The sequence below is a fragment of the Gilliamella sp. B2887 genome, from assembly GCF_026537015.1.
GTDB lineage: Bacteria > Pseudomonadota > Gammaproteobacteria > Enterobacterales > Orbaceae > Gilliamella.
Genome location: NZ_JAFNMX010000021.1, coordinates 1 through 3,727 on the forward strand (window position 1 = coordinate 1; position 3,727 = coordinate 3,727).

The following is a 3,727-nucleotide window of genomic DNA, read 5'->3' on the forward strand; positions in this document are numbered from 1 at the left end:
TTGTCGTTTTAAATTATCAATATTAACTGACTTATAATCCCTCAGTGTTATACCACCCAACCACTTAATCGCCTCATCAAATTTACTAGCAGGCAAATCTTGATAACGAGGTATTTTGAATTGCTGATGAAACTTTGAATAAACCGCTTGATGTCTTTCTCCTGTTCTATAAACTCGCTCATTTACTGCTTGTTGAATTGCTTGTTGTTGTTCGAGTGAAATAGTCTCACTTATACCGATTTCTTTATCTGCTAAATCAAGTAACCATTTTCTTACTTCTTTGGCTATTTCTGTATTAGCAAACATTGCGACTAAATGTGCACCTCTAAGAGAGAAAATACGGACAGATTTTTCACGTAAGCTATTGTTTATTCCATTGGTAGTCAATTTGACCACCATTGTCATTTTATTGGTAAACTCGTCAGAATTTCGGCTATAAATCTTTGTTACAGATTTACTATCGGAATATTTTAACAGTTTTGAAAGCTCGGTAGATGTGATCCAAATTTGATTATTGTGATTGACTGACTGCACAGTCGTGCTGTGAAACATTAATTGATTTGTCATAGCTATATCCTCTTGTTATTTTCGAATTATTTTCACCCAATTATTTGGGCGCCAAGAGGTTCGAAAACCGCAAGAAGTCGGCTGGAGTTATTCCCATTGCTGGTATTTTATTCCTCACCCTCTCGGCATAAATTTTAAGTATAAAAAAATCACGCTAACGGGGCGATTCATCCGCTTCTTGATAAGGTTTCGACACCTCTTCGGCAAATATATCGCAATATGATATTTGAAGTCAACATTTTAAAAGATGATAATTATGAAAAAATTTAGTGGGGCGATCGGGAGCTCAAAACTGCAACGAGTCAGCGGACGTATTCCCTTAAAGGTGTTATATTAGTCGCACTCCCGATCATAAAATCTGGATATAAAATTTTGAAGGTATTGTCATCATGACAACACCTTGACTAAGCACATGATGACGTTGAATTCTTTTGAATTGTGCCGCCCAATTTAACCCTATATTTTCACAAACTGGTTTCATTGCGACATACGGTTTATCTTGATAATTAAGAACGATTAATTGTTGATTGTGAAACTGAATTGTTTCTAATTTTGTGTTTGACATATCTACATCCTCAAGTAGCCCCCTTTTTATAGAGGGCTTATAATAATGGCTTAGTGCATTGTTAATATTTGTGATAGTTTAGCTAGTCCTTTAGGGGTAACTAATACCTGCTCTACTATCTTTTCACTACCATCACTTCTTGAGACCGTTGTTACTTTATGCTCTAACAAACCTTGCTTGACCTTATCTTGATAACCAAGCCAATGGCTACAACCTGTTCTTTTGTAGATCCACCCCATTGCATTTAATTCTTGAAAGAATTTTCTGGGTTGTACCTGTAAATGTTTAGCTGTGTCAGTTACACACATACTACCCTCAGCTTTAGTTGCAATGCGATCAAAAGCTTCAACTGTTGGTTTCATTTCTTCGAGCTGAGTTCCTAATGTTTTATTTTCAATTAAAAGCCGTTCATTTTCTTCTTCAGCTTGAATAACCATTAATGCAAGCTCTTTAGTGGTTGGAAGTTTTGAATGAGTTGTTCTATTAGCCTCTTCTAACTCATATAGACGATCAATAACTGCTGTACGACGTTTAATATCATAACCAGTTATCAGTATCTCAGTATATCGTCGAGAAATATGATATTCCCATGCGTTAGGATTTTTAGAATTATACTGATTACAGCTAACATGTTGATTTGTTAGGTAACCCAGATTTGGGTTACGGATGTAGTCTGTTTCTTCTCCACCTAATAAAGCAACTAAAATTGCTCTAATATCACGACATATATGATCATGTCGTTTATTTGTCAATTCCGCTATCTCACGGCTAGACATTGTCAATTGACTTTTATTAACTAAAGATGTATCATTTTTCATTATATTAGTTCCTTTTGTAGTGGGATTAATTATTGAGACCTCAAATGTTGCAGCACTTGGGGTTTTTGCTTTTTTAGACATTTGTTTCTCTCCTTTTGTTATTTTCCAGTTCTCTTACAACCATTTGATGTAAAGCTGAATTTAAAGATATTCCCTCTTTTTCAGCTCTTGCCTTTGCTTCACTATGAACATCTTCACGTATTCTAAAAGTGAATTTTATAAATTTCTCTTTTTGCATCTTTTCTCCTTTTTATAGTGGCTATTTGCCACTAGTGTTAATTTAACACTATTTACAATAATGTCAAGTTGACATTATTATATATTCAAAAATTTTTTGAGACTTTATCATGGAAAAGAAATTCCCAAGCCAATTGCAGGATAAGTTTACTGTAAGATTCCCTGAAGGAATGCGAGATAAAATTGCTGAGTTAGCTAAAAAAAATGGCAGATCAATGAACAACGAAATTATTTATGCTTTGGAAAATTATTTATCTGGAGAGACAGGTGACTATCTCAAAAAACTAGATGAAATTGAAAGAGAGGTTCAAAGCAAATTAGAAGATTTACGCAAGTTAAAAGAAAACTATATTTTGACTTATATCCATGAAGAAAAATAAAAAATAACTCCATATAGGAATCATACGCAACTATCTTGACCAAAAAGAAGTTAATACCAAAAAAGGAAATTCAAAATGAAAACGATAAACAAATTAACACTATGCATATTATCACTATTTTTTAGTAATTTAGTATTTGCACAAGATTCATTGATTGCAGCTAGAAATGTTCCCGAAAACACATTGCTTGATAATTTATTAGGTAATCCACTGGTTTTTATCTTATTTTTTGTATTCGTATGGTTTTTTGGTAAACACTTCTCAAAATAACTTATGTCAAAAACCCTCTTAGAGGGTTTGATTATTTGATAAATTCACTTTATTGTAATAATTTTTTTTTGTGTAATTCAAATTCTTCTTGTGTTAATGCTCCACAATCTTTTAAATCATTTAATTTTTTTAGCTCATCAGCCACTGAAAGATGTTTATTTTCAACTGACGATTGACTGGTTTTAGATTCAACTTTACCAGGATTAACGAGCGAATCACCATGACATATAGGACATCTTTTTTTATAAAATGGAATAAATAAAACCCAGATGAATCCAGTGAATATAATACCGATGAGAGTTCCAATGCCAATTTTTCTTTTTGGGCTTACGTTTCTGTGGCAAAGAGTACAATATTTTATAGCCATTTGATTTCCTTATTTTTATGAGAGAAAATGATTATATCAAATTGCGCCAAACTTTCCACCAATACAAACTAGCTTGCTATGCCAGTTTGTGCCGTACAGATCCCCGTTATGCTCTATTGATTTTACTTTATAATTGCCGTTATATTCAGTTAATACAGATTCAACACGAACAAGCGATCCGATTTTGTAGTGAGGATTGCAAAGCGTTGTAACTTTTTCTAAACCGCTTATACAGCGGTGAACTAGATTATATCAAACATAGCCTATTGTTTTAACTAAATTTTATCCATAATTTGAAATAATAACCCTTTTTTATTACGTGAAAATTAATTAATAATAATCAATGCTTTTAAAAAGGGTCTAAAAAAGGGTTAAACTAATGTTTTCCTTGCATTACAAATATCCAGCTCACCACGAACAAAATTCATTGATAAACTTAGATTAACTTGTATCTTATTAAGTGCTGTTGAAAAATTGTAGTGAAGATGTGGGCTGTTTTTCTCTAAAAAATCAGCTAAACAAT

The 3,727-nt window shown here is 32.7% G+C and carries 7 protein-coding genes; 2 read left to right on the forward strand and 5 right to left on the reverse strand.

Translation table 11 applies throughout. From position 1 onward, the window contains the following. From J3U13_RS11270 to J3U13_RS11285, 4 genes are all read right to left on the reverse strand, one after another. The coding region (locus J3U13_RS11270; RefSeq protein ID WP_267342149.1) for a Bro-N domain-containing protein at positions 1–567 on the reverse strand (567 nt) is incomplete at its 3' end. Between the two features lie 349 nt (positions 568–916). After that, entirely contained in the window at positions 917–1,132 is a 216-nt protein-coding gene (locus tag J3U13_RS11275) for a phage antirepressor N-terminal domain-containing protein (RefSeq protein WP_267342150.1), read from the reverse strand. Between the two features lie 50 nt (positions 1,133–1,182). After that, the gene (locus J3U13_RS11280; RefSeq protein ID WP_267342151.1) at positions 1,183–2,031 is read right to left on the reverse strand and encodes a phage regulatory protein/antirepressor Ant; all 849 of its coding nucleotides are present in this window, start codon (positions 2,029–2,031) and stop codon (positions 1,183–1,185) included. Then, the gene (locus J3U13_RS11285; RefSeq protein WP_267342153.1) at positions 2,024–2,188 is read right to left on the reverse strand and encodes a toxin-antitoxin system HicB family antitoxin; all 165 of its coding nucleotides are present in this window, start codon (positions 2,186–2,188) and stop codon (positions 2,024–2,026) included. The genes J3U13_RS11280 and J3U13_RS11285 overlap by 8 nt, the downstream gene beginning before the upstream one ends. A gap of 109 nt (positions 2,189–2,297) precedes the next feature. Here J3U13_RS11285 and J3U13_RS11290 point away from each other — a divergent pair, with 109 nt between their 5' ends. Both J3U13_RS11290 and J3U13_RS11295 read left to right on the forward strand, forming a co-directional pair. Next, positions 2,298–2,567, forward strand: a complete 270-nt coding sequence (locus J3U13_RS11290; RefSeq protein ID WP_267342154.1) for an Arc family DNA-binding protein — start codon at positions 2,298–2,300, stop codon at positions 2,565–2,567. A 75-nt stretch (positions 2,568–2,642) separates the two neighbouring features. Next, positions 2,643–2,837 (forward strand): hypothetical protein, encoded by a 195-nt coding sequence (locus tag J3U13_RS11295; RefSeq protein ID WP_267342155.1) that lies wholly within the window; start codon positions 2,643–2,645, stop codon positions 2,835–2,837. 49 nt (positions 2,838–2,886) lie between these two features. Here the strand turns inward: J3U13_RS11295 and J3U13_RS11300 are convergent, their stop codons facing one another. After that, complete coding sequence (locus tag J3U13_RS11300) at positions 2,887–3,204, reverse strand: SHOCT domain-containing protein (RefSeq protein WP_267342157.1); 318 nt, start codon at positions 3,202–3,204, stop codon at positions 2,887–2,889. Positions 3,205–3,727 lie beyond the last annotated feature (523 nt).